Annotated in this window: 27 protein-coding genes and 1 pseudogene; 12 read left to right on the top strand and 16 right to left on the bottom strand. The window is 46.8% G+C overall.

The window, feature by feature from the left end:
- Positions 1 to 97 precede the first annotated feature (97 nt).
- Positions 98 to 284: pseudogene (locus QUA23_RS16110) on the top strand (IS1 family transposase); the annotation flags it as partial.
- Positions 285 to 561: 277 nt separating this feature from the next.
- Here the strand turns inward: QUA23_RS16110 and QUA23_RS16105 are convergent.
- Positions 562 to 2,013 (bottom strand): anthranilate synthase component I, encoded by a 1,452-nt coding sequence (locus QUA23_RS16105; protein ID WP_333077248.1) that lies wholly within the window; start codon positions 2,011 to 2,013, stop codon positions 562 to 564.
- Between the two features lie 117 nt (positions 2,014 to 2,130).
- Positions 2,131 to 2,802: an aminotransferase class IV gene (locus QUA23_RS16100; RefSeq protein WP_333077247.1), complete on the bottom strand. Its 672-nt coding sequence runs from the start codon at positions 2,800 to 2,802 to the stop codon at positions 2,131 to 2,133.
- 96 nt (positions 2,803 to 2,898) lie between these two features.
- Here QUA23_RS16100 and QUA23_RS16095 point away from each other — a divergent pair, with 96 nt between their 5' ends.
- Complete coding sequence (locus QUA23_RS16095; RefSeq protein ID WP_333077246.1) at positions 2,899 to 3,567, top strand: ElyC/SanA/YdcF family protein; 669 nt, start codon at positions 2,899 to 2,901, stop codon at positions 3,565 to 3,567.
- A 176-nt stretch (positions 3,568 to 3,743) separates the two neighbouring features.
- On the opposite strand, the gene QUA23_RS16090 is transcribed toward QUA23_RS16095, so the two are convergent.
- Positions 3,744 to 3,971, bottom strand: coding sequence for a hypothetical protein (locus QUA23_RS16090; protein WP_333077245.1), 228 nt, complete (start codon positions 3,969 to 3,971; stop codon positions 3,744 to 3,746).
- Positions 3,972 to 4,408: 437 nt separating this feature from the next.
- Between QUA23_RS16090 and QUA23_RS16085 the strand changes: the two genes are divergently transcribed.
- Positions 4,409 to 5,047: a transaldolase family protein gene (locus QUA23_RS16085; protein ID WP_333077243.1), complete on the top strand. Its 639-nt coding sequence runs from the start codon at positions 4,409 to 4,411 to the stop codon at positions 5,045 to 5,047.
- A 317-nt stretch (positions 5,048 to 5,364) separates the two neighbouring features.
- Positions 5,365 to 5,691, top strand: coding sequence for a hypothetical protein (locus QUA23_RS16080; RefSeq protein ID WP_333077242.1), 327 nt, complete (start codon positions 5,365 to 5,367; stop codon positions 5,689 to 5,691).
- 96 nt (positions 5,692 to 5,787) lie between these two features.
- Here the strand turns inward: QUA23_RS16080 and QUA23_RS16075 are convergent, their stop codons facing one another.
- Together QUA23_RS16075 and cax are read right to left on the bottom strand one after the other, a co-directional pair.
- The gene (locus QUA23_RS16075; protein WP_333077241.1) at positions 5,788 to 7,857 is read right to left on the bottom strand and encodes a serine/threonine-protein kinase; all 2,070 of its coding nucleotides are present in this window, start codon (positions 7,855 to 7,857) and stop codon (positions 5,788 to 5,790) included.
- 1,113 nt (positions 7,858 to 8,970) lie between these two features.
- Complete coding sequence (cax, locus tag QUA23_RS16070) at positions 8,971 to 10,092, bottom strand: calcium/proton exchanger (RefSeq protein ID WP_333040146.1); 1,122 nt, start codon at positions 10,090 to 10,092, stop codon at positions 8,971 to 8,973.
- Between the two features lie 281 nt (positions 10,093 to 10,373).
- Here cax and QUA23_RS16065 point away from each other — a divergent pair, with 281 nt between their 5' ends.
- The gene (locus tag QUA23_RS16065; RefSeq protein WP_333077240.1) at positions 10,374 to 10,844 is read left to right on the top strand and encodes a GNAT family N-acetyltransferase; all 471 of its coding nucleotides are present in this window, start codon (positions 10,374 to 10,376) and stop codon (positions 10,842 to 10,844) included.
- A gap of 83 nt (positions 10,845 to 10,927) precedes the next feature.
- Positions 10,928 to 11,464 (top strand): GrpB family protein, encoded by a 537-nt coding sequence (locus QUA23_RS16060; RefSeq protein ID WP_333077239.1) that lies wholly within the window; start codon positions 10,928 to 10,930, stop codon positions 11,462 to 11,464.
- Between the two features lie 324 nt (positions 11,465 to 11,788).
- Here QUA23_RS16060 and QUA23_RS16055 read toward each other — a convergent pair whose 3' ends face one another.
- Complete coding sequence (locus tag QUA23_RS16055; RefSeq protein ID WP_333077237.1) at positions 11,789 to 13,114, bottom strand: ATP-binding protein; 1,326 nt, start codon at positions 13,112 to 13,114, stop codon at positions 11,789 to 11,791.
- 239 nt (positions 13,115 to 13,353) lie between these two features.
- A complete protein-coding gene (locus QUA23_RS16050; protein ID WP_333077236.1) occupies positions 13,354 to 13,728 on the bottom strand; it encodes a response regulator in 375 nt (124 codons plus the stop codon).
- Between the two features lie 380 nt (positions 13,729 to 14,108).
- On the opposite strand from QUA23_RS16050, the gene QUA23_RS16045 reads away from it, so the two are divergent.
- The 3 genes from QUA23_RS16045 to QUA23_RS16035 all read left to right on the top strand — a co-directional run bounded on the left by QUA23_RS16045 (position 14,109) and on the right by QUA23_RS16035 (position 16,652).
- Positions 14,109 to 14,525 (top strand): VOC family protein, encoded by a 417-nt coding sequence (locus QUA23_RS16045; RefSeq protein WP_333077235.1) that lies wholly within the window; start codon positions 14,109 to 14,111, stop codon positions 14,523 to 14,525.
- 79 nt (positions 14,526 to 14,604) lie between these two features.
- A complete protein-coding gene (locus tag QUA23_RS16040) occupies positions 14,605 to 15,804 on the top strand; it encodes an FAD-dependent monooxygenase (RefSeq protein WP_333077234.1) in 1,200 nt (399 codons plus the stop codon).
- Between the two features lie 32 nt (positions 15,805 to 15,836).
- Positions 15,837 to 16,652, top strand: a complete 816-nt coding sequence (locus QUA23_RS16035) for an alpha/beta hydrolase (RefSeq protein ID WP_333077232.1) — start codon at positions 15,837 to 15,839, stop codon at positions 16,650 to 16,652.
- A gap of 24 nt (positions 16,653 to 16,676) precedes the next feature.
- Here QUA23_RS16035 and QUA23_RS16030 read toward each other — a convergent pair whose 3' ends face one another.
- From QUA23_RS16030 to QUA23_RS16005, 6 genes are all read right to left on the bottom strand, one after another.
- A complete protein-coding gene (locus QUA23_RS16030; RefSeq protein WP_333077231.1) occupies positions 16,677 to 17,219 on the bottom strand; it encodes a hypothetical protein in 543 nt (180 codons plus the stop codon).
- Positions 17,216 to 17,548 (bottom strand): DUF4365 domain-containing protein, encoded by a 333-nt coding sequence (locus tag QUA23_RS16025; protein ID WP_333077229.1) that lies wholly within the window; start codon positions 17,546 to 17,548, stop codon positions 17,216 to 17,218. The genes QUA23_RS16030 and QUA23_RS16025 overlap by 4 nt, the downstream gene beginning before the upstream one ends.
- Positions 17,549 to 17,551: 3 nt before the next feature.
- Positions 17,552 to 17,713, bottom strand: a complete 162-nt coding sequence (locus QUA23_RS16020) for a hypothetical protein (RefSeq protein WP_333077228.1) — start codon at positions 17,711 to 17,713, stop codon at positions 17,552 to 17,554.
- 51 nt (positions 17,714 to 17,764) lie between these two features.
- Complete coding sequence (locus QUA23_RS16015; RefSeq protein WP_333077227.1) at positions 17,765 to 18,625, bottom strand: serine protease; 861 nt, start codon at positions 18,623 to 18,625, stop codon at positions 17,765 to 17,767.
- 111 nt (positions 18,626 to 18,736) lie between these two features.
- A complete protein-coding gene (locus QUA23_RS16010; protein WP_333077226.1) occupies positions 18,737 to 18,940 on the bottom strand; it encodes a DUF1016 N-terminal domain-containing protein in 204 nt (67 codons plus the stop codon).
- A 31-nt stretch (positions 18,941 to 18,971) separates the two neighbouring features.
- Positions 18,972 to 19,247: a hypothetical protein gene (locus QUA23_RS16005; RefSeq protein ID WP_333077225.1), complete on the bottom strand. Its 276-nt coding sequence runs from the start codon at positions 19,245 to 19,247 to the stop codon at positions 18,972 to 18,974.
- Between the two features lie 156 nt (positions 19,248 to 19,403).
- Here QUA23_RS16005 and QUA23_RS16000 point away from each other — a divergent pair, with 156 nt between their 5' ends.
- The 3 genes from QUA23_RS16000 to QUA23_RS15990 all read left to right on the top strand — a co-directional run bounded on the left by QUA23_RS16000 (position 19,404) and on the right by QUA23_RS15990 (position 23,013).
- A complete protein-coding gene (locus QUA23_RS16000; protein ID WP_333077224.1) occupies positions 19,404 to 19,670 on the top strand; it encodes a hypothetical protein in 267 nt (88 codons plus the stop codon).
- A gap of 63 nt (positions 19,671 to 19,733) precedes the next feature.
- Positions 19,734 to 22,502: a DUF3536 domain-containing protein gene (locus QUA23_RS15995; RefSeq protein ID WP_333077223.1), complete on the top strand. Its 2,769-nt coding sequence runs from the start codon at positions 19,734 to 19,736 to the stop codon at positions 22,500 to 22,502.
- A 277-nt stretch (positions 22,503 to 22,779) separates the two neighbouring features.
- On the top strand, positions 22,780 to 23,013 hold the full coding sequence (locus QUA23_RS15990) for a ferredoxin-thioredoxin reductase variable chain (protein ID WP_006635793.1): 234 nt from the start codon (positions 22,780 to 22,782) through the stop codon (positions 23,011 to 23,013).
- 284 nt (positions 23,014 to 23,297) lie between these two features.
- On the opposite strand, the gene QUA23_RS15985 is transcribed toward QUA23_RS15990, so the two are convergent.
- The 3 genes from QUA23_RS15985 to QUA23_RS15975 form a co-directional block, all read right to left on the bottom strand.
- Positions 23,298 to 23,531, bottom strand: a complete 234-nt coding sequence (locus QUA23_RS15985; protein WP_172186607.1) for a hypothetical protein — start codon at positions 23,529 to 23,531, stop codon at positions 23,298 to 23,300.
- A 143-nt stretch (positions 23,532 to 23,674) separates the two neighbouring features.
- Positions 23,675 to 24,469 (bottom strand): YdcF family protein, encoded by a 795-nt coding sequence (locus QUA23_RS15980; protein ID WP_333077222.1) that lies wholly within the window; start codon positions 24,467 to 24,469, stop codon positions 23,675 to 23,677.
- Positions 24,470 to 24,650: 181 nt separating this feature from the next.
- Positions 24,651 to 24,977 (bottom strand): hypothetical protein, encoded by a 327-nt coding sequence (locus QUA23_RS15975; protein ID WP_333077221.1) that lies wholly within the window; start codon positions 24,975 to 24,977, stop codon positions 24,651 to 24,653.
- Positions 24,978 to 25,006 lie beyond the last annotated feature (29 nt).

Below are 25,006 nucleotides of genomic sequence, written 5' to 3'. Positions count from 1 at the left end.
CTAGGGAGTAGGGTTTCATTTTTCTCTTTCTTATCACCTCTACTATTGTACCTAATCGTTAAGCAAAGTGCTGTATTCAGAAGTGCTACCTTTTAAAAGACATCGACCTGTAGGCAAAGAATCGGGAAAAACCAGTCATATTGAAAGACTTAATAATACTTTACGGCAGCGAATTTCTCGTTTGATTCGTACAACCTTGTCTTTCTCAAAAAAACTGCTTGCACCATATGGGGGCTATTTTTAACTTTGTACATCACTATAATTATTGCATAAGAAAACGATAAGCTGTTCTACATTTAAACTGTGTGTCAAAAATAAATAAAACTCTTGTGGGACGGGCTTCTAGCCTGTCCCTAATTTCCAATTTAAATGCGTAACAGCTTATCATTACTGTGTATGACTCCCAAAAAACTATCATCGCAATACCATACCAACATTTTCCTAACCTTAATACTACAAAGTTTTTATTTTTCCCCGCAATTTTAATCCGTATTACATCTAAAGTAAATCGGCAATCGAAATTTTCAATAATCTTAAAATCTCCCTTGAGATAAGACGCATCTAATCAAATATTTCCGCTAATTTCAAAGCATTAACTTGAGCTTGAGCTTTATGCAGCGACTCCTGCCATTCCCTTTCTGGATCGCTATCAGCAACAATCCCCGCACCCACTTGTCCCCAAACAACTCCCCCGGTCGTACCGTCACTTTTTGGTGCATATAAAAGGGTGCGAATCAAAATATTTAAATCCAGGTTGCCGCGCCAGTCCAAATAACCGCAGGAACCGTAAAATAAATTGCGCTTCACGGGTTCCAATTCTTCGATGATTTCCAGACAGCGCACTTTCGGACAACCTGTAATCGTACCGCCCGGAAATACCCCTCGAATTAAGTCGATCGCGTCGCAATCTCCTCTTAATGTACCGATAACATTACTGACAAGGTGCATCACGTGACTGTAGCGTTCAATGGTCAGAAATTCGTTAACTTTTACTGACCCCCATTCACACACTCTCCCGATATCGTTGCGTTCTAAGTCAACTAACATAATATGTTCGGCTCTTTCTTTGATATTCTCTATTAATTCCTGTGCTAACTTCTCATCTTGAATGCAGGTTAAAGCTCGCGGTCTCGTTCCCGCGATCGGTCTAGTATCCACTTTTTTTCCTAATAATTGAACCAGTCTTTCCGGCGAACAACTAACTATCGCCCCCCACGGAGTTTGCCAATAACTTGCAAAAGGCGAAGGATTGATACGTTGCAAAGCGCGGTAAATTGACCAACTACTGCAATCTGTACGGGCTTCAAACCGCAGAGATAAATTAGCCTGAAAAATATCGCCCGCATGAATATACTTCTGAGCTTTTCGCACTATTTCTTTATACTCACTCTGAGAGAGTTGAAAAATAGGAGTAGCGGAATTTTGTTGATAAGTTTCCGGTAAATTATTCTCGATTATTTCTCGATCGGTTTGCTCTACTTGATGCTGCATAACGTCGAGGTGAGAAGGTTGACTCGCAGCCAACCAGAGAATTTGCGTTTGACGGTCTAAAACCGCAAAAGATTCTGGTTCGTACCAACAGCTAACCGGGAAAGGAAGCGGATCGGTATTGAGTTGGGGCAGGTGTTCGATTTCCCATGCTAAATCATAACCCAGCCATCCCAACCAACCCCCACTAAAAGGAATTTCCGGCGGTACATTCACTGGTAAATTTTGCTTTTGAGAGTCCAAGAGAGCGCGCAAAAAAGGTAAAATTTCACCGACTGGCGGTGTCCATAGCTGAGATTGACCATCAATTATCCGGGGAGAACCTGCACAAATAGAATATCGTGCCAAGTTAGTAGAAGATGTAACTGGACTTTCTAGCAGAACCGCCATATCGCGGGGAAAACAATCCGATATTGAGCTTGCACTGTCGGGGGTTTTACCTAGAAATAAAGTTTGAAAAATCTCAGATCCGCTGCGCTGATTTAGGGGAAGCTTTCGCCAATGCCAAGGTTGTATTTGTTTCATAATAGATTGCACTAGGGTTAACACTTTCAGGATTTACGCAACGAGTCACTTGTGGCACTATCTGTAGTAGTAAGGTACACAGTTCGCACCCTACTAAAATCCATTAAAAGCGTTATATCAGCCATTACTTACAACTTTCCAAACATCTCGGTTTGCCTCTTTTTTGAGGCGTATCCAACCCCTAACGGAGTTAATGAGAAATAGAGTTTGGGTACTGTGCAAATCATCTAAAGTAATTAATTCTTCTCTAATTTTTCCCTCCTCTAAAAGTTTAGAACGAAACGTCCCCGGTAATAAACCGCACTTGAGGGGAGGTGTGATTAGACCTGCGGGTGTATCGATCGCGATATTGGCGATCGTGGATTCGGTGATAACTCCATCTTGATTCCACAGAAAGACATCCTGATATTCGGGCTGCGACTCCAAAGCCATTGTATAAGGCAATCGGTAAGTTGTCTTGTGGTAAAGAAATGGGTTTTGAGAATCGATCGGTTTGCGGGCAATTCCCACAGATGCACCGATTTTTAAGATACCGCTATCTAGTGTCTGAGCTTGTAATGTTATGTTTCCCTCACAAGATATTGTTAACCGTATTTTTTGTTTGACTGACCCGCAAGTCATACTTAATGCTTGTAAAGCTTTGCTTGCTTCTGTTAGTGATAGGGGAAAATTAAAATAATCAGCCGATCGCTCTAATCTTTGAAGATGTCTGTCTAGCAAAAAATAGCCGTTTTTGGGTTCCCATAAAAATGATTCCAGCAATTCAAAGTTGGGCTGTTGTTGAATCATATTTTTTTTAATATAATGTAAATTCGGTAACTAGACAATTTTTAGACCCGCGAAGATGCCTGTTCGTGTAATTATATAGGAAGATAACTTGAATTTATGTTGCCTAAATCCTTTATATTTCAATGGCGTCTTGCCATCGGGCTGTTAATATTAACCTCAGCGATCGCACCCCTAGCCCTCAACTACTACGTCAGGCTTGTTACCAGCAACTACCGCTACAGCGATATAGCTAACGTGCCGGCAGAACCCATCGCTATAGTTTTTGGGGCCGGAGTTTGGGAAGATGGCACTCCAAGCCCAATGTTAGCCGATCGAGTGCAAGCAGCCGTCGATTTGTACAAAGCGGGGCGAGTGGACCAACTTTTGATGACAGGAGACAATAGCAGCGTCGATTACAACGAAGTCCAAGCAATGCAGGAGTACGCGGAAGCACAGGGCGTACCGACTAATAATATCATTCTCGATTATGCCGGATTTAGCACCTATGAAAGTTGCTACCGGGCTAAAGAGATTTTTGGCATAACCCAGGCTGTTTTAGTTACCCAAAACTTTCACTTACCCCGCGCTGTTTATACCTGCCGCCAGTTGGGCGTAGAGGCGATCGGTTTAGGAACTCCGGATTGGGGCAAATTTCGCCAAAAGGGCATGATTCGCTACAGGTTCCGCGAATTTTTGGCCGTCCTCAAAGCGCTTTGGGAAGTGCGCGTTACCCGTCCAGAACCGACTTTTTTGGGACCGTTTGAAGGAATCAAAGAAAAGTTATGAGTGCTTTGTTGAAAACTTTAGTCCTTGCTTTAAGGACTAAAGTCTTCACTAAAAACGGGTTTTCTTACAACTAACCGGACATCATGTAAGTCCGGGAGTTGTAAGTTTTGAGTTAAACAAAACTTACAACACAACTCACAAATTATAACTCGCTCGTTGCGGTAGTGTTCCATAACTTACTCGCGTTTGGAAAGCCCCGCCAGGGACCAAGTTAGGCTCACCATCATTAAGCGACCTAGAGCCTTCAAACGTTCTTCGGCGTTATTTTCAACCGTTTGAGACAGAGTTTCAGACTTAAGATTTATCGAGAATTCTTCAGCGGTTTGTGCTGACTTTTCAAACTGAGGTTGTTCAGAAGATGTCTCAAGGCTGACTTGTGGCTGCTGATTTTTTTCTTCGGTCATTTTCTGAGTCACCTCCTGGAGTTATTGCATACATAACCCTTACTACAAATGTAATTTCTTTGTATCCGGGATTTGGGGAGTCAAGTTTTTCTTACCCGACAATCGCAGGTACCAACTGACTTAAAAGTTTTGATTTCAGTTATGAGCTATCTTAAATAGCACTTAGCCAATTTTCCTCAGAAAGGCGATTTATTCACCGATAGGTCGTCCTCCACCAATTTTTGGTAATAAACGGGATTTCTGAGCCTAAGTCCTGTTAAACTCAAAACTGATGCACTACTAGCGATGATGCACATCACTGAAGTGTTATATTTACTTAACAGTAATATTTCCGAGATTCTGATATTGTTAAAGATTAACAATTAATTTCGCTCGGATTTATATCAATCTGCAAGCAACCGTCTGGAAATTATTAACAAACTGAAGGTGTAGAGCCGATGGCAATTTATGTTGATACTGCAATTGTAGCGGAAGCCGCACGGGCCAGCAAGTTCGGATGGATAGCGGGAATTACTACTAATCCGACACTTTTGGCAAAAAGCGAGTTATCTCCTGAGCAAACCCTTAAACAACTGGCACAACTGATTCCTGGGGAAGTGTATTATCAGCTAATGGCATCTGATGTTGATGGCATGGTAGCAGAAGGAAAAGCTGCTTTTGAATTAATTGGACAGCAAACAGTGTTGAAAGTTCCAGCAACGGCTGCGGGTTTCCAAGCAGTAGCGCATTTGTCACCGTCCATTCCTTGCGCGGTGACGGCGATATACAGCGCATCACAAGCAGTTGTCTCAGCAGAAGCGGGGGCTAAATATGCGATCGCCTATGTGAATCGCGCCACCCGACTCCTAGGAGACGGTTTTGCCTTAGTGCGGGATATGGCAAATGTGTTGCACAGAACTAATACTGAGATTTTGGCAGCTAGCATTAAATCGCCGGAAGAAGCGGTAAAGACTTTGTTAGCTGGCGCCCATCATTTGACATTGCCTTTTGATGTATTGCAAGCGATGGCTGTTCATGAATTATCGCAGCAAACTGTTGATGAATTTGCCAAAAACGGGCGGGGAATTAGTTATTAGATTTTGCAATACAGAAAAATTCATGAATTCTGGAGGAAGTATCATTCGCTCGCTCAATTTATATGAGTTTGGCTATTTTGTCTACTCTTGGTAACATTTGTTGATAAATATGACTTTTATAAAGTCAAGGTTATGAATTTTATGAATTGACTTTGAAAGCTGCTTATTGAATGATATCAATCAACCGCACGGGAGATCCAAACTTGTACTCTTAAATGTCAGGGTTTATGACGATTACTCGCGTCTGAGTTGACTCAGCAGGCAATCAGGCGTTCGGCCTATCCGCCGATCCCTCCATCTCCGCCGACGGGCGGCTTGTGGCGTTTAATTCTTCTGACCCCAACCTCGCGCCTGGAGACACTAATAATACCATCGACACCTTTGTACACGACTTGTTAACCAACACCACCACCCGCGTCTCTGTTGGCTCAGCAGGCAATCCTGGGAACGGTTTTTCCTTCTACCCCTCCATCTCCGGTGACGGGCGGTTTGTGGCTTTTCAATCTGAGGCCTCCAACCTTGTGCCTGGAGACAGTAACGATAGCACCGACATCTTCGTGCGCGACTTATTAACCAATACCAGCACTCGCGTCTCTGTTGACTCTGCAGGCAATCAGGGGAACGACTGCTCCGGTCGTCTGTAGGACGGGCAATGCCCAGACTTCCACGTCGGAGTCGGGATGGGATTTCTCGATCGCCTCGACTCTTCAATCTAAAATCTAAAATCTAAAATAGTAGGACTATGGCATTCGCCAAATCTTAATAGTGCGATCGGGACTGCCGGTCACAAAAGTCTTGCTATCTCTGGCAATAGCAACAGAACTCACAAACTGACTGTGACCAGAAAGAGTGTTTCTTTCTTTTCCGGTCTTCAAATCCCAAACTATAATATCTCCGCCGCCGCTGATCAAAGTGCGACTGTCCGGGCTAAAGGCGATCGTCCTCACCGAGCTCGAATTCCCTTTAAAAGTGCGGGTGCGCTTCCCGTCTTGCACGTTCGACAAACGGATCGTATTGTCGGTGCTAGCGCTAGCCACAATTTTCCCGTTCGGGCTAAAAGCCACAGCATTAACCGGGCCCCCGTGACCTGTGATAATTCTTCTGACTTCTCCGGTACCGAGATTCCACAAACGCAGAGTCTTGTCCTGGCTGCCGCTAGCCAGAGTTTTACCGTCCCTGCTCAAAGCGATGGCGTTTACTCCTCCGGCGTGGCCGCTCAAAGTCCGCAACCTGCTGCCGGTTCTGACATTCCACAAGCGAATAGTTTTGTCATCGCTGCCGCTAGCCAGAGTTTGACCGTCCCTGCTAAAAGCGATCGCTTTGACGGCGGCTGTGTGAGCGGGAATCGTCCGCATCCGTCGCCCCCTCTTCAAATCCCAGAGGATCACATTCTTGTCGCCGCCGCCGCTGGCCAAAATCGAGCTGTCCGGGCTCACCGCCAGCGTGTTGACCGATTTTTGAGAATGCACCGAATTGAGAGTCCGCAACAGGCGTCCCGTCCTCACATTCCAAATTTTAATCGTCCCAAAGCTTGAGCTCACCAAAGTTTGACCGTCAGGGGACAGGGCGATCGCATTTACACTCCCGACATTATCCAAACTTCTTTGCAAAAAATGAGTGCTAGGTAAAGTAGAAAGGAGCCACACCGGGTTTGCCGGAAACACCCCGTAACGCAGCGAACCGTAAATTTGAGACGCGCCAATACTCACCATCAAAACAGCCGTGCCCGCCAGCAACTTCTTTTTCCAATCAAAAACATCTTTCTCGGTTTTGTTCAATCCCGAATTCAGAGGTCTGAGGCGGTTTACAGAAGTCTGCTTCTTGGCATCAGACGGCCCGGAAGTTGCGCGAAGTTTAGTTTGCCCCGTCGTCGGCAACTGAGTCGGCAACTGACTTTCCGCGCCATCTAGATTAATTTCCTCCAAGCACTGCAAAACCATCTGCGGACTTTGAGGTCGATTTCCCGGAAAAGGCGCCATCAGATAATCGATTACATTAGCCACTGCGTCGGAAACCTGAGGAGCTCCTTTGCGCCACATTAATCTGCCCGTGCGCGGGTTCTCTGGAAAGGCAGTCGGCGGCTTTCCAGTCAGCAAATAAACAAAAGTGCGCCCCAGAGCAAAAAAATCTGACTGCGGAACAGCCTTGCCATTAGTTTGTTCCGGCGGCGTGTAGCCCGGGGAAACAATACCAGTCACATTTTGCCCCTGGCCCACCTTAGCGAAATAAGTCGCCGACACTTCCCGAGCCGTCCCGAAGTCAATCAGCACTAACTGCCCGTTCGGCTTGCACATAATATTGTGCGGCTTGATATCGCGATGGAAATAGTTGAGGCGGTGAACTTGGTCTAAAATTTCCGACAGTTGTTTGAGCCAGTTTACAGCTTGTTCTTGACTAATCGGGCGGCCCCGGTGTTTCAGCCAATCTTGCAAATTGGCCCCAGCAATTTTCTCCATCACCAGACAGTGAAAAGACTCTGTGCTGTGAGCTGGCGTAAATGTAAAATAACCGTCGCGATCGACTTTTGGAATACCTGGATGTCTGAGCCTGACCAATACGTCGGCTTCTTGCTTAAACAGTTCTACAGCTTTGGGATGTTCTTTGAGCAGGACTTTGAGCACTCTTCGGGAGCCGTTGTCGTCCACTTCAAATGTTCTGCCAAAGCCGCCGCCTCCGAGAGGCGCGACTAACCGATATCGACCTTGCAACAAAAGTTCAGACCCGCAGTGGATACACACGGATTTGCCAGAGTTGGCTGGATCGGAGGGATTCGGGCATTTGGGATTGAGGCAATAACTCACAGAAGCCACATAACCCTGATTGAGGTTGCTCTATCAAGTTTTACTTTGACACTGCTATACAAAACTTGGCTAAACTTATCTAAGCTTCACCATTCAACTAGAAGTATTTTCTAGAGGGTCTGATTCCTGCTTCTGCCAAGAGAGTCGGCTCTTACTTGTCCACAGGCGTAAATTCGGGTGGAGCAGCACCCTATTTTTGAAGTTTGTACAACTATTTATTATTGTGGAAGCTTTTAGCCATTGTTTAACCATTATTTTCAACCAATTTAACGAATCGTGGTATCCCGCTCGACCTTTTTATAGGCTGGTCAGTTTTAAATCGACCGTCGTTTACTCTTCCAGAAAATTTTTCCTGCCTATTTTGGGCATTATTCTGAGAATTTTGCACAAAACTGCGCCTCTGTCAATATGCTTGTCATCAGCAGCTCGGAGGAAGTTTAATCAAGTATTAAGCGATTAGATTAACCTCTGTGCACTCTTGGTGAGTGAGATTTTTGATTCAGCTTGCGTTACTTGCCTTGACAAGATTACTCAAGCCGCATTAGAGGTCTCTTCTCTAAAATCGTTAATTCCGGTATGGCATACCGTATTTGATTAGTCCTCTTTATCTAGTTCGGTTTTTGTTCAAATACGAGTTTTCCTAGACGGCAACACCGTGTTTGTAGAACGACGTACTCAAAAATAAGAGTACGAGGTTTTACTTTGTCTAGTTAGACTCAATTTTCAACTTATGACGATCGTAGCACACCTAGTAAAAGACTCATGAGCACCCTTGATTGAAATCTTGCAGCGTCTCTGAAGTCAAGGGAGGCTTTATCTCGCTTGACTTCAGCATCCCGTGTTTTTGTATAACCGGGGGCACTGGGAGCTAACGATCGGGTTGAGGCCAAAGGTTTTGTTGTTTGTCACAGCCGATCGAGGTCACAAATCCCTGATCGCAGCACATAATGTACAAACAGAACAGAACTAATAACGAGAGAGCACCCACATTTCAATTGTACGATCGCAACCACCACTCTCGAAGAAAGAAGTGAGAGTAGGGGAGTGGGGGAATGGGGTTGTGAAAAAATCTGCCTTCAGCCTTCTTCCCTCTACCCTCTACCTTCAGCAGAAGAAAGCCTTTTAAACAAGTCCCTCAATTACCGGATGGAAGTAGAACGCCAGCGCCAAAACCGTATAAGCTGCCAACAGCAAAGTACCTTCTAGCCAGTTAGAATTGCCGTCAGAACTGATAGAATTGGCGATCAGCACCGACACCGCAACCGCTACAAGTTCAAACGGGTTAAAATTCAAATCCATCGGTTTGCCCAAGACAAAACCTGCCAAAACCAACACCGGGGCCACAAACAAAGCAATTTGCAAACTCGAACCCACGGCCACAGAAACCGACAAATCCATTTTATTTTTCATCGCCACCGTCACCGCCGTCGTATGTTCGGCAGCATTGCCAATAATCGGCACTAAAATCACCCCGGTAAACAGTGATGTCAGCCCCAAACGCGCCGTCGCTTCTTCCAGAGTACCCACCAACAGTTCCGACTCGACAGCTACCATCAGGGTACAGGCCAACAGCACCCCAATCCACAGCGGCAGATTGACTTTGTGGTCAGGACTGTCTGGTGCTAAGTTACTTTCGGCTAATTCTTCAAGCATTTCTATTTCTGCTACCCCTGCATCGTACAGATAACTGTGGGTTTTCATCGAAAACAGCAGCGTCAGCACGTAGACGACAATCAGCACTACAGCAACAGCGCTAGAGAGGTTCTGCATAGTTGCTGGAGGGATGCCAATAGAGGTGGCATTAACTGCAGTTGGCACCAAAATGGCAATCACGGCTAAGTTCATCGCTGAAGCATTCAACCGCGCGACTGTCGGCTGAAAATCTTGTTCTTTGTAGCGCAAGCCGCCCAGCAGCATCGCCAATCCCATCACCAGCAGCAGGTTGCTCATAATTGAACCGGTGATGCTGGCCTTGACAACATCTATTAGTCCGGCGTTGAGGGCGACAATGCCGATAATTAGTTCCGTGGCATTTCCGAAGGTAGCGTTCAGCAAACCCCCCAAATTGGCACCGAGGACGACGGCGATTTCTTCGGTGGCCGTCCCCATCCAGGCGGCTAGGGGGATGATGGCTAAAGCCGAAGTGATGAAGATTGTGGAGGATTCCCAGCCGAGAAAGTGTCCGGCGATGGAAACCGGGATAAATAACAGCAGACTGGAAATTATTGTATTTGTGTTTAGCATTTAGATTCTCAAAAGCTGCCAACCGTCAATCATAGCCTGCCACAATGTTTAACAAAGGGGGAGGGTTCGATATTTGGATGTGGGCTTAAAGCTGGGGGTGGGCGATCTTCTTCGAGGGCTTCGCCACTTACGGGCGATCGCTGCATTGCGGCTTTCACGGATGTGACAAACTAAGAGAGGGATTTCTTTAGCCGATCGGTTCAATGGATTTTTGTATTCGATTAGCTTCCTTAGAAGACATTCCTAAGCTGACAACTTTAATTCCTGGTTCTGCCAGAGCTTTGCAAGCAGGCTACTATAGTTCAGAGCAGATTGAAGGCGCACTGGGCACAGTTTTTGGGGTTGATACTCAACTGATTCTAGACCAAACATACTTTGTTGCTGAGAACAATCACCAAATTGTTGGTTGCGGTGGTTGGAGTAAGCGTAAAACGCTTTATGGAGGTGATTCAGGCAAAAATAATCCAGAAGACAGCCTGCTCAACCCAGACAGCGACTCGGCAAAGATTCGTGCATTCTTTGTTCATCCAGCATGGGCGCGTCGAGGAATTGGAAACCAGATTATGCGAGTATGCGAACAGGCTGCTGAGCGTGCTGGATTTAAGGAAGTTGAGATGATTGCGACGCTGGCGGGAGAGCCATTTTACACAAAATTTGACTATCAGGTGATTGAGCGGTTTGAAATTTCTCTCCCAAACAGTCAGTTCCTCCCCGTTGTCCGTATGTTTAAGAGCTTTGGGCGCAACCCGTAAAAAATGATGCCTAATAAAATCTGTTTCAGTTAAATGCGATCGTAAATCAATGAGATGACAAAGAAAGCAAATAATTATCAGCCATGTCAATAAAAGTAGGTTTTTTCAAAGTAGAAGTCGTCCCGCACGATCCAAATTGGCACAGCGCCTTTGAAACTGAGTCAAAACTGATTGCACTTGCACTTAGGGACAATGTGGTTGCTATACATCACATTGGTAGCACAGCCATTGCACAAATTCATGCAAAGCCGATAATCGATATGTTAGTTGAGGTTAAAGATATTATAAAAATCGATACACAGAGTTCAGAAATAGAGGCATTAGGTTATCAAGCAATGGGTGAGTTTGGGATATCCGGTCGTCGTTTTTTTCGCAAGGGTAATGAAGCAGGGATTAGAACACACCACATTCACACATTTGAAGTGGCTTCACCGCAAATAGAGCGCCACTTAGCGTTTCGAGATTATATGATTTCCCATCCTGAAAACGCGCAGCAATACAGCGAACTAAAGAGAAAACTTGCCCAAAAATACCCTGATAATATTCAAGGGTACATGGACGGAAAAGATGGTTTCATTAAAGCAATGGATCTGAATGCGGCTAATACCAATTTTTTATGAGGCCCCGTAGAATCCGATCCCCCCTAGCCCTCCGTGTCCGGGGGGGACAAGAGTCCGATCTTTCGTCCCCCGACTATCAGGGAGATGCGAGGGGGATCGAGATATGTGCCACTTCACATTAAATTGGTATTAGAGACTACTAAATAATTATAAAAAATGCAAATGTCCTGACAAAGAATTAGCACAACATTTTTCTTTAAATAAAAAGATAATTAAATCTAGATTGTCTGATTTGGCAGAGTCGGGTTTTCCTATCCATTTGACTAATACTGCTGTGAGTCAGGTGGAAGAAGTGACACGGAACTAGACAATGGGCTCAACTACTTATGATTCTAAGGGTAGAGAAAGGGTGAATACAGCCCCTTGACCGGGTTTACTATTGGCTGTAATACTGCCTCCATGCGCTTCAATAATGCGTCTGGCAATCGCTAGACCCAGACCAACCCCATTCTTACTAGAGCGGCTCGTGGTGTAAAACTGTTCAAAAATGCGAGGTAAATCGGTTTCAGGAATGCCGCTTCCCTGGTCTCGAATTGAAATCAGAGCCTGTTGCTTGTTGCCAGAGGCAGCAATGAAAATACAAGCATTGGGGGTAGAATACTTAATCGCATTGTCTAAGAGATTCAAAAAAGCCTGTAATAAGCGTTCCGAATCGCCCATAATCCGAAGGTCAGCAACATCAACTTCTACAGTCACGTTTTTAGCCTGCATACGAACTTCCATTGCTCTAATCGCACGGCTGATGACACTTTCTAAGGCAATGGCTTGGATTTCTAATAGCGTGACACCTGCTTCTAAGCGTCCTAAATCGAGCAAATCGTGAATCAAGCCCGAAAGTCGCTTCGTCTCCTCTTTAATGGTTTGAAAAAAGCGATCGCGCAACTCCGGCTCATCCACAGCGCCACGCTCCAGCGCATCAATGGTGACCTGAACATTACTCACAGGGGTCCGCAGTTCATGGGAAACATTCGCTAGGAAGGCTCTGCGTTCGTTGTCCAATGATTTCAACCGTTCACTCATACGATTCAGTTCCGTTGCGAGTTGGTCTAGTTCATTGCTTTGACGAATCACGAGTTTGTCATCAAACTGTCCTCTACCCACACGAATCGCAAAGTTTCGCATCACCTCAATGGGTTTAGAGAGACTCCGGGCTAATCGATCGCTGACCAAGGTACAGAGAAGAATGGTAATGCCAAGGGCGGCTAAAATTGTCCAGATCACCCTTACAAACTGTTTCTGAAACTGTTCTAAAGTAATCGAGATGCGTAATATCCCCAACATCTGACCGTTGCGAGTCATCGGTTTGACAATATAGAGGCGATCGTCCGTTGATAAAACCCCTTTAGCCATGCCCTGCACCGAATGACCGTGTAGTGCTTCTGAAACGCCAGGTATGAGCAGCCAATTGGTGATTTGTCGATCTGTTTGAGGGTTAGAGGTGGCTAGCAGCGAACCTTGGGCATCAAAGACACGGAGTGTGATATTGGCGGGTGCCCCATAGCGCCGAACAGTGGTCTGCACCCGTTGCGTATCTTTTTCTTCGAGGGCATCTGCAACGCTCTCGCTCAGTGCTGTTGCCCAGTTTTCTAAATCTGTCTGACGAGACTGCATGAAATAGGCATAAAACGTCCATAGGATGTAACCAGACATAAGCGAGGTTCCTAAGACGATCAGGAGTAGATAGGTAAACAAGAGCTTCGTGTGGATTGAATTCCACCGAAAAGATGCTAACCATCTGCTCGTGAAGGAGTCTTGGGCAAAAAGTTTCATCCGCTCAAACATGGCTGGTATAAATGGTGTATCCGTTGCAAGTGATCCTAACCTAGCGCCATTGGTCACGGATTGAGCCAACCGAGCTATCAAACCCTTGAAGGATGCCTTAACCGCTTTTAAGCAGTTTCTGGATGATGGCGACGCAGCAAAGCTTTAATCCGTGCGAGCAATTCCTGCGTATTGAAGGGTTTGGTCACATAATCATCTGCCCCTGCCTCTAAGCCCAACACTTTATCCATATCTTGGTCTTTAGCCGTTAGCATCAGTATAGGCACATTAGAAAAAGCCCGGATACGCCAACACACTTCCATCCCATCAACTTCTGGCATCATCAGATCGAGCAGAATGATATCGGGTACTTGCTTGTGGAATTGTTTGATCGCGCTGTGTCCATCTGGTGCTGTAGTGACCTCATAGCCTTCCTTTCTCAGTGAGTAAGCAAGGCTTTCACAGAGTGGGGCTTCGTCGTCTACCAACAAAAGATGCGGCATGAGTATAAATAGTTACATTTCATAGGGAGTATCTCAAAGGCAGGATTAACCGACATCTACCTTGAGAGGTAAATCGTCTTGGTTCCGCTCAGGTTTTGCTGCTTACAAATACTAGGCAGCAAAACGATGGACAGTTACGAGCGGTTATACCAATTTAATGTGAAGTTGCACATATCTCGATCCCCCTCGCATCTCCCTGATAGTCGGGGGACGAAAGATCGGACTCTTGTCCCCCCCCCGGACGCGGGGGGCTAGGGGGGATCGGATTCTACGGGGCCTCATAAAAAATTGGTATAAGTGGCGATAGTCTCATTAAATTTATGAGATTGGAAGTGGCAATTATTGATGTTAAGCCTAATATGACTGGAGCAACATAACCCATGAGTGATATCGGTCTCACACACATCGCACTGCCCGTTTCTGATGTCGATCGCACTATCGAATTCTACTCTAAGTATGCTGGAATGCAGGTCGTTCACCGCCGCATTGATGCAGAAACTGGTGTTGCTGTGGTCTGGCTTTCTGACCGCACTCGCCCTTTTGTAATTGTGCTAATTCAAACAGACTCCGTACATCCCGTTCTGTCTCCCTTTGCACACCTCGGAGTAGGTTGCAAAAGCCGCGAATACATGGATTCTCTCTGCGACAATGCACGTCAAGAAGGCGTACTGCTTGAAGAACCAAAAGATTCTGGATATCCGATCGGCTACTGGGCTTTTTTGCGAGACCCGGACGGTCATACGCTGGAACTATCATACGGGCAAGAAATCAGATTTACAGTGGAGAAAGCTACTTGATGAAGAGCTGCGGCAGTGCTTTATTTCTTAGGATGGAAATTAAGCGGGGAAATACATTAAAAAGCAATGGGGAAGGGCAATGACGCAAGTTGTAATTGTGGGATCGGGGCCAACTGGTGCGGCACTTGCCTTACTGCTGGTCAAACGAGGTATTGCCGTAACCTTGGTTGAGGCTGCAAAAGATTCCTACCGAGTGTTTCGCGGTGAAGCGTTAATGCCCAGCGGATTGGATGCGATCGCACAAATGGGCTTATCCACTATGCTAGAAGGCGTTCCACACCGACAAATTGATTCCTGGGAGTTCGTTGTGGGCGATCGGCAACTATTTCGAGTTGATGAGCCAATGGGGTCAAATCGGCCTTGTACGCTGGTATCGCAACCGCCTTTGCTAGAAACACTAATTTCAGAAGCTCAGTTGCATCCAGAGTTTGAATTTATCTCAGGTGTTCCCGTAAAAGATTTACTCTACAGCGACGATCGCATTGCGGGTGTAAAGCTAGGAGATGGGCGAGAGATTCCTGCTGCACTTGTGATTGGTACAGATGGTAGAAACTCGGTTGTACGACAACGTGCAGAATTAGAGTTAGTAAAACAGCAGAATAGTATAGATGTTCTGTGGTTTAAACTTGCCGCTCATCCTCGGTTTGTGGCGGATAATGTATTTTATTCAATCCTGAATGGCGGTAGCGGATTTAGTGTCTTTCATGGGGCAGAATCAGGAAAACTTCATCTGGCTTGGGTGCTATCTGCCGATGACAAAACCGATCGGAAACACACAGACTGGGCAGAAACTTTCGCATCGCTATCTCCTGCGTGGATGGCAGAACATTTCCGCAACTGTGCCGATACGATCGAATCTCCGATGCGATTATCTGTTGTGGTTGGTCGCTGTCCGCGTTGGCATCGACCAGGAATCATACTTTTGGGGGATGCTGCACATCCCATGTCTCCGGTTCGCGCTCAAGGAATTAACATGGCTTTGCGCGATGTAATTGTTGCCGCCAATCACCTTGTACCTTTACTGAAAGCAGGGGCTAATTCCCAGGATATTGACTTAGCATTATCGCGGATTCAGGCAGAACGCGAACCCGAAATTATTCGCGCCCAACAACTTCAAGCACAAGAAGCGTGGAAAGGCGAACAACTGCGAAAAAATGGATTATTGCGTTTATTAATGATGCAAACGGCTCCGTTTTTGGGTGAAAAAATTAAACAATTTTGGGTAAAAGGACAGTATGAATTGCGCCAAGGAGTAACAGAGGTAAAATTGGTTGTGTGAAAAGAGGAAATTCACAATTAGGAGAAAATTGTATGCGATCGACAACTATCAAAGGACCGATCGGCACTATTCACATCATCGAAGCCAGCCCCCCTGTCACCGCTGGGGAGTCGGAACTGCTGCCGGTGGTGTTCGTGCACGGTATGGCGGTTTCTGCGAACATCTGGGAGGCGCAGCTTGCCCGTGTCGCCCGTACCCGACGCGCGATCGCCCTTGATATGCGGGGACACGGTGATTCTGCACCGCCGGAGGACGGCAACTATGCGCCCGCCTCCTGTGCAGCGGATGTTTTGGCGGTACTGGATGGGCTGGGACTCGATCGAGTGGCGATCGTCGGGCACAGTTTCGGTGCTTGTATTGCCCTCGCCACAGCAGCCAGCGCACCGCACCGCATCGCGCAGTTGATTCTGGCAGATCCACCTGGAGATTTTACCAAGGTGCCTGCAGATGTGCGCGAGGAACGCATCGTTCCCTACCAGAGGGCTCTGGAGACGGAGGATTGGCGGGCTGCTGTCGAAACCAGCTTCAACGAGGCGCTGACAGGAAGCAGGGCCCAGACGCGCGATCGGATACTCGCTTGGTTGGCGGCGACTCCACGGGATTGTCTGCGTGGAATGTACCGCGGGATGTTTGCCTTTGAAGCTGTTGATGCTCTCGATCGCTACCTAGCAGCCCCCGGAACGCGGGCCCACGCCATTATTGCTCCCTCAAACACTTTTCCGTTCAGCCTCCACATCCTCCGTCCCACACTGACGACAAGTACGCTACCCGATACTGGACACTGGCTGATGCTGGATGCGCCGGAGGCCTTTGCTAGGGCGATCGATATCTGTTTGGAAGGTGTTTAATATAGATGAAAAAATCTGTTAGCTTTACCACAATTCATCGAGGGTGAAGTTGTGGGGGTTTTTGAGGATGAAGGCGTTGTTGTCTTTGATTAAGTCACCGCTACAGAGAATCGGTAAGCGTTCTTGATAAGCTTTAATCGCCAGGATATAATCTTTGTCGGCGAGTGAAGTTTGAATTTTCCGCAATTTGTCAGCTACCAGGCCGAGTAGAGTAATTTCGCCACTTAATTTGTCGGTGTTGGGGGTGTGAACTTGCATGACAATTCCCTGAATAATCGTGTTGGGAATGCTGGTAAGCAGTTCGCTTAAAATTTCAATTTGAGGGCGATTTTCTTCGTTTTCTAGCGTTTGGATTGCCTCGCGGATGCGGGCTGCATAATCTCCCAGGTTTTCCCGGTTAGGTAGCAAAATTTCAAATTCTTCTGCATCGGCTGTTGGTTTGTGCCAAAGTGTGGCATTATCTAAGAAAGGTTGGTCTTCATGCCAGCCGTGAGTTTGTAAGTAATTTCTCAGTTGATTGAGTTCGATTGTTTCGAGAGTTTGGCTATCTTTTACGGTGACTTTCATGGTTGAACTCCTTGGCTAATTCCCTCCATAATTGACTGAAGGGCGGCGACTGTAAATTGGTTGGTTCTGGGGATGGCGACGGTGACAGCGTTTGTGTTTTGTGTTTGTGGCTTTCCCCGCAGCGAGATCCAATATCCGCAGTTTCTGATGCAGAGTTCTGTTTCCGACTGGGTTAACCAGTCTTCGGGTGTTTCGGGGATTAAAACGACAACTAAAATTCGGGGAATGGCGAAGTTATCCATTCTTAAGTCGTCGTAGTTTTTGAGCTTGAGGGGGTAGCGGATGGAGTTATCATCTTGGATATCTCTTGATGTAGATTTTAACTGCAATTGTCAGCGAGGTGCTCTAATCGGGCCTGTCCCGCCTTTCGCAGCTACTCCCCAGTCTACGCTGTCATCGTCTACGAAGGGTTTGTAGAGGGAATAGTCGGCAACTGTGGTGACGGATTGCAGGTAGATGTTGCTGAATTGTTCTTTTTGTTGGTTGATGTCCACTTCAATAGTTTTCGATTATTAGAGTTGCTGACTTGCATTCCTGTTTCTTGATTAAAGGTTCCCAGATGCCTGCAAAATCTGCTTTATGTGTTCTCCTAAAACTTTTATTTCTTTTGCCTGAACAATGTATCCCAAGTGGATCATCAGCCTTGTCAGACTAATAGGTTGTTGACTCGTAGGTATTGTTTCAATTACGATTTCTCCCTGCGCGGTTATGCAAGGGCCACTAAAAAGTACACCAAGTAACACAACTCTAGACCCAACAACTGTCATTGATGACTTGGTGCTGTAAATTCCTTCATTTACAATCAACACAGGTGAGCCAGAAGAACCAGGGAAACAGGCTGCATCAATTACATTTGTGCTTCTTCCTTGAAAATCCACAGCCGGATGATTTGCAGTAGTTCCTCTTCTAATAAGCGGTAAATTGTTAACATCATCCCACAACCCGTTAGGATAGCCTATCATTAGCACTTCTTCCACTGCACTAAGTTCTTCAAGGTCAGCCTTAGATAAAATAGAACTATTGTCAATCGCGCAGTTAAATATAAATTTACCCTGTATTTCAGCTTTACTCCGTAGAGGTTGAAATAGCATTGCACATAAATCTACATCCTTGTCAGGATGAGGAATCCATTGGTTTTCAAAATCATCTAAATCCACAGGAAAGAAGTTGCCAGATGGCTTTGGTTCTTCTATAGTTTTATCTAACTCATGCAGTTGAAAACTCCCTGTTACAGCGCCAGCCACAACGTGCTTATTAGTTATTATTGCAGGTATATGTGTCTGCTCATCGACTAGAAAGTTGAAGAAAAAGCCAGTACCCGTGGCTTCCTCACCTGAAGACAATTGGACTGCTATCCGAACGGTACTGAAAAGGAGCTGTTCACTTATTGTTGTTGGTTTAATCATGTTAAAATTTTGACTGATTTTTCAGTGGCGTTCAGCTATCTTCATACTCTCCCATCTTATCATTACTCTTCAATTTCCACATCCACCGCTTCTAACTCAGCTTCCAACTGCTCAATCGTCGGCAAACATCCTTTCAGACCAAGCTGTTTCTAAGTCAACAACTAAATTGTCTATAACTTTTGCTCCCCATCCTCGCTGCTGTTGCCTGTGTAAAATATTTCGTCCAATCGGCCAGTAAAGCAACACTAATTCGCAGTTTACAGAAAGTACGGCCCGCACTTGATATTGCACAATACGTTCCTTAAGTTCTCGCAAAAAATCATGATAATCTTCAGCAATTGACGAACTATCCGCCAGAACCCACCCTCTGCCGATTTTCCCGAATCATCGCCTCTAACTTGGCACTCTCGGCAAATTGCCTCTCCAACTTCGCCGTCAAATGCAGCATCTTCTCCTCCAAACCCTCCTCCTCCTCCGCCTCCGCCCTCACATACCTCTCAGGAGTTAAAACATAACACTTACCGTTTTGCTTTTTTGTTGCCTTTTGACTCCGCACCAGTGTTACAACTCTTCTGGAAAGTACATTTGCAGCAAATCTGCCTCGCCATAACCCAACTGGCATAACTTCTTCAGAACTTAGGTAAAAAGCACCTAAAGTATGATGCGAAACTCGGGCAGAACTCTTATTCTATAAATCCATCGGGCATTAAACCGATATCCACAACCGCCAAGATTTATTGCCAAAAATTAAATCTTTCCGGCGAAAAGTTGCTATTTAATGAATAAGACTTTACAATTCAGCAAGGTAAATGAAACTCTCAACGAGCAGACCTGCAAGCACGAACCCGAAATGGGTCGCAAGTGCCAAAAAGCAGCAAAAGCTACCTTTTTTAACTCTTTCAACAGCAAAGCATTGGCAAAAAACCCAGGGATCGACGGTTGGCATCTTGGAACGAATGCTTTGCTCGCAATACTACAAATGTATCAAAACTTGTCAGCCAAATTTAGTCCTAACAGATGCCTAGCTGTAACTCTTGCTGCGTAAGGTTTCAGTTTCTAATTAGGCTGGTTTTATTGTCTTTAACTACTTGAGTGAGGATTTGCTCGCATGGTTTCGATTTCTACAACTCAATCCGATCGGCTACCTTTGTCTTCGCCAACCGTAACGGCTGCAACCCAAAGCACCGTGGCTGCAGCAACTGGGGTCTGCGTGACGGTTCACGGTCACTTTTACCAGCCACCCCGGGAAAACCCTTACCTGGACGCGATCGAACGCCAAGCCAGCGCCTCTCCCGCCCACGACTGGAACGAACGCATTGACATTGAGTGTTACCGCCCGAACGCCTTTGCCCGCATACTCAACGATCGCGGCGAAGTCACGGGGATCGTCAACAACTACGAGTATATGAGCTTCAACATCGGGCCGACCCTGATGAGCTGGCTCGAACGCTACGACACGGAAGTCTACCAGCGGATTCTGGAGGCCGATCGCAAAAGCTGTCAGCGGCTCAACGGTCACGGCAACGCGATCGCCCAAGTATACAATCACATCATCATGCCGCTGGCTAACGAGCGAGACAAATACACCCAAATTAGGTGGGGGATCGCAGATTTTCGCTCCCGGTTCGGTCGCGAGCCCGAAGGAATGTGGCTCGCCGAAACCGCCGTAGACTACGCCACCCTCGAAGTTTTAGTCGCTGAAGGCATCCGCTTCATTGTCTTAGCCCCCTCCCAAGCCGAACGCTGCCGCCCGCTAATCGGGCAAAACCACGGAGGAGAACCAGCCGAAAATTCCGAATGGCACGAAGTCGGCGGCGGTCAAATCGATCCGACTCGCCCGTACCGCTGCTATTTGAAACCAGAAATGCGGTTGATGGCTGACCACCAACTCTCGCCACTGAGCTCTCACCATTTTGGCCGCAGGCACTTCCAAAATTCGGACGCCCCACCTGCCAACACTCCCTACATTGATATCTTTTTCTACGACGGCCCGATCTCGCGGGATATGGGCTTCAATGACGTTCTCAGCAGCAGCCACCACTTGGCAGGGCGGTTGGGTCAAGCAGTACGGGGAGACCACCGACCGGCTCAATTAATCTGCGTGGCGACGGACGGCGAAACTTTCGGCCACCACAAAAGCAGTACGGAAAAATGCCTCGCTTACGCATTCACAGAAGAGTTTCCCCGCCGCGGCTGGACGGTGACGAATTTTGCTCATTATTTAAGTCAAAATCCCAGCGCTTGGGAAGTGGAACTCAAACCCGTGACGGCCTGGAGTTGCTCTCACGGGGTCGATCGCTGGCAAGATGATTGCGGCTGCGGCGGCGGTGGCGAGTGGAACCAAAAATGGCGCCGCCCTTTGCGGGATACTCTCAATTGGCTGCGCGATCGACTGATTCCGATTTACGAAGAAGCGGGGCGCAAGCTGTTGTGCGATCCCTGGAAGGCCAGAGATGAATATATTGAGGTCATCCGGGATCGATCGCCCACTAATGTTGACAGTTTCCTCGAACGCCATCAAGTGCGCCCCCTCGATGCCTCCGAACAGGTGGACGCCCTGCGACTGCTGGAAATGCAGCGCCACACCCTGTTAATGTTCACTAGCTGCGGCTGGTTTTTTGAAGAAATCTCGCGGCCAGAAGGCGTGCAAATTCTGCGCTACGCGGCCCGGGCGCTGGAATTGGCGGGCGAAGTTACCGGTGTCCAGCTAGAAAAGGATTTTGTCGATCGACTAGCCCTCGTACCCAGCAACGTTTACTGTTTCACAACAGGGGCAGAAGTTTACCGCCAACTGGTGGTGACAGCCCAAATTAGTCTCCGACAAGTGGCCGCCCACTACGCGATCAGTTCTCTGTTTGCCAAATATCCCCGCGAACAGCGAGTTTACTGCTATCAGGCCGACCAGCAAGATTTCCAAATTCAGCGCATGGGATCGATGACTCTGGCTGTGGGTCAATTGCAGTTAACCTCGGAAATTACGCGGGAAACAGAGATTTTTGTGTTTGCTGCGCTGCACCTCGGCGGCTGGGACTTCCACTGCTGCATTCAGCCTTTTGGCAGCCGCCGGTCTTACACTATGCTCAAAGAGCGGTTGTTTGGAGTTATGCAAGAAGCTTCGGCGTCCCACGCGATTCTGGAAATGGTGCGGCTGTTTGGGGATCAGTCCTTTAGCTTGCGGGATTTATTCGCTGAGGAACGCCACCGGATCGTGCAGTTGCTGAGTCAGGAAAATTTGACTCGCTTGGATCAGCTTTACACTCAGGTTTACCGCGAAAATTACGGGGTGATGATGGCGTTCCACCGAGACGAGTTGCCGGTGCCGGTAGAGTTGCAGGTGGCTGCTGAGGTGGCTTTAGGACACCGCTGTTTGACGGCGGCCAAGGCCCTAGAAGTGGAAACGGAGGACGTGGAAACGCTGCTGGCCGAAATTGAGGCGATCGCCACTGAAAGCGGCCATCTCCGCTGTCGGTTGAACGTTCCCGAAGTCAAGGAAATTTTGGAAAAGATGGTTTGGCGATCGCTTGAGGCGCTGCTGCAAGCAGGATCGGGCATGGAGGATCGCTCGCCTGTCAACTTAGAAGCTGATATCCGCACCATCGAGCGTTTGATTGCGGTGGGCGATCGGCTGAGTCTGGGTTTGTGTCTGGATCGCTCGCAGGAACTGTATTTCGATTCTCTGTACAGTCAAATTGTGCCTCTGTGTTTGGGCTGGCTGCAACTGCAAGATGCCTCGGCGGGCGACAGTGTGGTCGCTGCCGTTGCCTTGGGGATTGCAGGTTCCGGCGCCGGCTGGGACTTGTCTTCGATCCGGCAGTTGCTGGAGTTGGGTCAAACCTTGGCCGTTGATGTTGAGTGTTGGTTAAATCAGTTAAATTGATTGTTTTTCGATTAAACCAAATCAATTCTCGCCCTTGAAAATCCGCCCGATCGAGCTTTAAAAGCCGAGCGGGCCTGCGGGTTCAACCGAGAATGGATCGACATTTCGGCTGACGTGGCTCGTGGCTGGGGATCGAAGCACCGACAGGGAACCGCCAACTTTGTTTAAGTTTTCGCTCTACTTGTGGGAAGATAAGAAAACTGTCGGCAAAGCCTACAAGTGTTAAGCACCCCTAGGCTTTGCAGAGTTTTGAAGAGAGAACACTAAATATAAGTCTATGAAAGTTGGCGATCGCGTTTGCATTAAAAACTCTGTTGTTGTCTACCACCACCCTGAAAATCGCAGTCAACCATTTGATATTAAGGGTATGGAGGGAGAAGTCGTGGCGATCGTTCACGAATGGCACGGCCGACCTGTCAGTGCTAATTGGCCGATTCTAGTACAATTTGACAAAAAATTTCGAGCTCACCTGAAAGAGGATGAGGTCGAATTGATATCTTCGGAAGTCTAGCTGTCTCCAAAGTAGAAGCCCGAGGTCAAAGACAATATCAAATCCGGTCAGTCGATTTTAGATTTTAGATTTTAGATTTACTCCACAGATGAATCTGGAATCTTGAACTAAGGTCTAAAATTTTGCGCTGGTCGCGACTCCTGTCGGAAAGCAAGTATTCGTTTTTGGGCGGGAGTCATATAGCTGTTGTACAGTTTGTAGTGAGGACTTCAGTTTTTTCTGTAGCTTTTAGTCGATCTGCCGGGCTAAACTCCTTACTACAAACCATCTTTTTTATTTAACCCTTAATTTTTCGACCGTCCGCGGCTAAACCAACCGAAGATATTCAAATCTCCCTGCATTTTCTGCAATTCCTGCTGATGTTGCTTGGCTGTAGCGTAATACCACTGACAGTGAAGTTCTAGTTCTTGACGGTACTTAATTTCATCGTAAAACTCGCGGACAATTTGGTGTCTCTGAAAAATTTCGGCCGCGGGAGTCGGTTCTGGGGCAATGTTTTGCAACTCGTGGGGCAGCATGATTGTTTGGGGGGCGAGTGTGGCTTAATATTTGCTGTATTGACTTTAAGCTAGCACACTGAATCAATTTTGGATTTAGGAAGTGACTTCACGGTTGAGACTACTTAAATTCTTCCACCCAAAATCCCAAATCTAAAATTCTGTTAAAGCCATCCCCGCAGGCGATAAACGATTAAGCCGATGTATTCTTTCAAAGCTTTAGTTGACTGGTTTAACTCATAGGTATCCGGCAATAAATTCAAGGCGACTGCTTGCCAATTTCTTTCGGATGCTGCGATATCCTGCTGCGTTATCTGGAAGTCTGTGGGTGCGGGAATTGCTTTTATTCCTTGACGCTGGAAAATTAATAGCGATCGAGTCATGTGCATCGCCGATGTCACTAGCAAAACCGGCCCTTTTATGCCTTTAGCATTTAAAATTTTCCCCACGTTGACAGCATTTTGATAAGTGTTGTGTGAATCAGGGTCTTGCAGAATTGCTGATGCCGGTACACCCATTGTTTGGGCAATTTCTGCCATGTCTGCCGATTCGGGAGCCCCGCCACCTTTCCAATCTACTCTACCGCCGCTGAGAATTAGCAAGGAAGCTTTGCCTTGCCGGTAAAGTCGGGAACCGTAGATTATTCGATCGCCCGCTTCCGCTAATTCTACCCAAGGACGGGGAGTTAAAGCTGCTTTGACACCGCCACCCAAGACGATAATCGCTTCAGCTTGGGGGAGTTCGGCGGTTGGTAAGTTTTGCCATTCGAGCGATCGAACTAACGATTTTGAAACCCAACCGCTACTTCCGAGGAGTAAAATAATTAGAGCCGCAGCAATTGGCGCTGCAGCCCATTTGGGACGCTTCCAAAGTGTGATTAAAGCCGCCATCATTAACAGGCAACTCAACCCCAAAGGATAAATAAACAGCGGCAGGAGTTTCGAGAGAAATACAAACATTAAGCAAATAATTCAAATTGCTTGTTAGCGGTAATGGGTAATTGGAAATGAACGATCGTTAGTCGCTAATCTGTAATTAGTAATTTAAGTGGCGGGAGAGGTTAATTTTTAGTATAGAGTGGTGAATTATGAACTCTTTAACTTAAAGCTTACAACTCAATACTCAAAACTATTTTCGGTGCTAGCGACGATCCTCTGGTCCAGATAACCAGCCAAAAAATGTAGCAGCATCACCCCTAGAGGTTTTGCTATATTTATGGGCGTCCCTTTGCACTACTTCTTTATTGACGATAGCATCCGAGGTTTTGTCCTTGGAATTCATATTCGGGTTGAGTAGTAATTCGTTGTGCCACCAAGCGACAATTAAACCTGCTGCCACGCCACCGATGACACCAAGGCCCAGACTCAGGGGCAGCGTACATCCTACTAAGCGAAACCCAACGGTAAACAACACAAACCATATCAGCGCGGGGCTAAACCCCTTGGAGTCTCCGGTAAATTTTGGCATGAGCTGTAAGTTTTGTTTTTAATAATACA

It is taken from the genome of Microcoleus sp. Pol1C5 (assembly GCF_036701115.1).
In the GTDB taxonomy this organism is placed as follows: domain Bacteria; phylum Cyanobacteriota; class Cyanobacteriia; order Cyanobacteriales; family Microcoleaceae; genus Microcoleus.
Note: the sequence above shows the minus strand (reverse complement) of the source record. Positions and strands in the feature narration are given on the sequence as shown.

Coding starts and splice junctions, on each gene's coding strand:
- QUA23_RS15995 (WP_333077223.1), top strand. CDS start 19,734: ATGGTTTCGATTTCTACAACTCAATCCGATCGGCTACCTTTGTCTTCG.
- QUA23_RS16040 (WP_333077234.1), top strand. CDS start 14,605: ATGACGCAAGTTGTAATTGTGGGATCGGGGCCAACTGGTGCGGCACTT.
- QUA23_RS16085 (WP_333077243.1), top strand. CDS start 4,409: ATGGCAATTTATGTTGATACTGCAATTGTAGCGGAAGCCGCACGGGCC.
- QUA23_RS16035 (WP_333077232.1), top strand. CDS start 15,837: ATGCGATCGACAACTATCAAAGGACCGATCGGCACTATTCACATCATC.
- QUA23_RS16030 (WP_333077231.1), bottom strand. CDS start 17,219: ATGAAAGTCACCGTAAAAGATAGCCAAACTCTCGAAACAATCGAACTC.
- cax (WP_333040146.1), bottom strand. CDS start 10,092: ATGCTAAACACAAATACAATAATTTCCAGTCTGCTGTTATTTATCCCG.
- QUA23_RS16055 (WP_333077237.1), bottom strand. CDS start 13,114: ATGTCTGGTTACATCCTATGGACGTTTTATGCCTATTTCATGCAGTCT.
- QUA23_RS16000 (WP_333077224.1), top strand. CDS start 19,404: ATGAATAAGACTTTACAATTCAGCAAGGTAAATGAAACTCTCAACGAG.
- QUA23_RS16050 (WP_333077236.1), bottom strand. CDS start 13,728: ATGCCGCATCTTTTGTTGGTAGACGACGAAGCCCCACTCTGTGAAAGC.
- QUA23_RS16105 (WP_333077248.1), bottom strand. CDS start 2,013: ATGAAACAAATACAACCTTGGCATTGGCGAAAGCTTCCCCTAAATCAG.
- QUA23_RS16100 (WP_333077247.1), bottom strand. CDS start 2,802: ATGATTCAACAACAGCCCAACTTTGAATTGCTGGAATCATTTTTATGG.
- QUA23_RS15975 (WP_333077221.1), bottom strand. CDS start 24,977: ATGCCAAAATTTACCGGAGACTCCAAGGGGTTTAGCCCCGCGCTGATA.
- QUA23_RS15990 (WP_006635793.1), top strand. CDS start 22,780: ATGAAAGTTGGCGATCGCGTTTGCATTAAAAACTCTGTTGTTGTCTAC.
- QUA23_RS16090 (WP_333077245.1), bottom strand. CDS start 3,971: ATGACCGAAGAAAAAAATCAGCAGCCACAAGTCAGCCTTGAGACATCT.
- QUA23_RS15985 (WP_172186607.1), bottom strand. CDS start 23,531: ATGCTGCCCCACGAGTTGCAAAACATTGCCCCAGAACCGACTCCCGCG.
- QUA23_RS16095 (WP_333077246.1), top strand. CDS start 2,899: ATGTTGCCTAAATCCTTTATATTTCAATGGCGTCTTGCCATCGGGCTG.
- QUA23_RS16005 (WP_333077225.1), bottom strand. CDS start 19,247: ATGCCAGTTGGGTTATGGCGAGGCAGATTTGCTGCAAATGTACTTTCC.
- QUA23_RS16045 (WP_333077235.1), top strand. CDS start 14,109: ATGAGTGATATCGGTCTCACACACATCGCACTGCCCGTTTCTGATGTC.
- QUA23_RS16060 (WP_333077239.1), top strand. CDS start 10,928: ATGTCAATAAAAGTAGGTTTTTTCAAAGTAGAAGTCGTCCCGCACGAT.
- QUA23_RS16015 (WP_333077227.1), bottom strand. CDS start 18,625: ATGATTAAACCAACAACAATAAGTGAACAGCTCCTTTTCAGTACCGTT.
- QUA23_RS15980 (WP_333077222.1), bottom strand. CDS start 24,469: ATGTTTGTATTTCTCTCGAAACTCCTGCCGCTGTTTATTTATCCTTTG.